This window comes from Mesorhizobium sp. M7A.T.Ca.US.000.02.2.1 (assembly GCF_003996995.1).
Lineage (GTDB): Bacteria > Pseudomonadota > Alphaproteobacteria > Rhizobiales > Rhizobiaceae > Mesorhizobium.
This window is the reverse complement of record NZ_RZTT01000713.1, coordinates 1-1,645: the sequence shown is the minus strand read 5'-3', so window position 1 is coordinate 1,645 and position 1,645 is coordinate 1. Positions and strand designations below refer to the sequence as shown.

Genomic DNA, 1,645 nt, shown 5'->3' with positions numbered 1-1,645 from the left:
TTGTTGGAGCCGTTCACGCCGCTGATGGTCGTGCCGGTCATCGTGAAGCCGGTAACCGTCTTGCCGTAGATAGCGAAGTTGGAGAAGTCGTTGAGCTGCATGTTGGTCAGCGACACGTTCGCCGTGCTGCGCAGGAAGATGCCGGTGCCGCCTGTGCCGGACGTGGTGTTCCCGACTGCGGTGTTGCCGTTGAGGATATCGCCGCCGGTCTTGTTCGCGATCGTGCCGCCGGAGCCTGCCGAGCCCGTTCCTGTGACGGTCAGCCCGCCGCCTGAGCCGGTGTTGTCGAGGACGATGCCTGCGTTGCCGCTCGATCCTGTGGACGTAATGCTCTGGAAATTCAGCCCGCTGGCGCCGATCGTCGTGTTGACGACGTTGAGCGCCGTGCCTGTGCCGGAGGTGATCGTGTTGCCGGTGCCCTGCACCGTCACCGTGCCGCCGCCCGTGGCGCTGAAGCCGCCGCCGCTCGTTGTGTTGATAACCAGCCCGCCATTGGTGAAGTTGATGGTCGCGCCGGGGTTGCTGGTCAGGATGACGGCGGCGTTGACGCCGGTCGAGAGCGTCTTGATCGCGCCGCCGAAGTTGATGATGCCGCCGGCGTTGCTGAGCACGGCAATGCCCAGCCCGCCGTCGTTGCGAGTGATCGTGCTGGCGCTGTCGAAATTGACCGAGCCGCCGGCCATGCCGCGGATGTTGGCGACATTGCCGCCAGGGTTGGTGATGTCGACATTGTTCAGGTTGACGACCGCGCTGACGTCGTCATTGCCTGGCGTGCCCTGGTCGCCATCGACGACGAAGGCATTGTTCGCAGCCCCCGCGTCGGTCTGGATGGCGACATTGTTGAAGGTATAGGTGCCGGTCGCATTGTTGGTCGAATCGCCGAGAATGGTGATGCCGGCCGTGCCCGTCAGGCTGGCGTTGTTGACGGTGACGCTGCCCGCCGCGCCGTCGATCACAATGCCGGTGCCGCCGGTGTCATTGAGCCCGTTCGCCACGGCAGTGGTGAAATTCACCGAACCGCCGGCGGTGTCGGCGACGACGATCATGCGCTCGCCGGCGGTGGCTTGCGTGATCGTGCCGGCATAGGTGACGGTGGCGGTGCCGCCATTGACGTTGAACGCCGTGCCGCTGGGGCTGATGATCGAGGTGCCGGTGCCGAAATTGAACGTGCCGCCCGAGCCGTTGAGGATGTCGACGCTGGCATTGCCGCCATTCAGCGTCGTCGTGCCGACGAAACTGTAGATGCCGTCCGCATTGTCGAACTGCAGGCCGGTACCGTTCGTCGCCGACAGCGTACCGGTAGCGAAGTTGAGCGAGCCGCTGTGCCCGCCCGTGACGCTGACCAGGGTGGCATTGTTCGACTGGCTGACATTGCCGGTATAGTTGAGGTTGGCGGTGCCGCCGCTGACAGCGATGGTTGCCGCGCTGCCGCCGACCAGCGTGCCGGCGCCGAGATTGATCGTCCCCAACCCGATCACGTTGGTGAGGACGACGGCGCTGTTGCCGCCGGCGCCGTTGCTGGTCGAGGAAAAATTCATGCCGGTGGCCGCGACGGTGACGCCGCTCAGGTTCATCGCCACACCGGTGCCCGTGGCGATGGAGTTGCCCACGCCGGTGACGCTGATCGTGCCGGAGCCCGTGGCAT

The 1,645-nt window shown here is 65.3% G+C and carries 1 pseudogene; it reads right to left on the bottom strand.

The annotated features are described in order from the left end of the window. Window positions 1-1,538, bottom strand: a pseudogene (locus tag EOD15_RS36085) (hypothetical protein); the annotation flags it as partial. Window positions 1,539-1,645 lie beyond the last annotated feature (107 nt).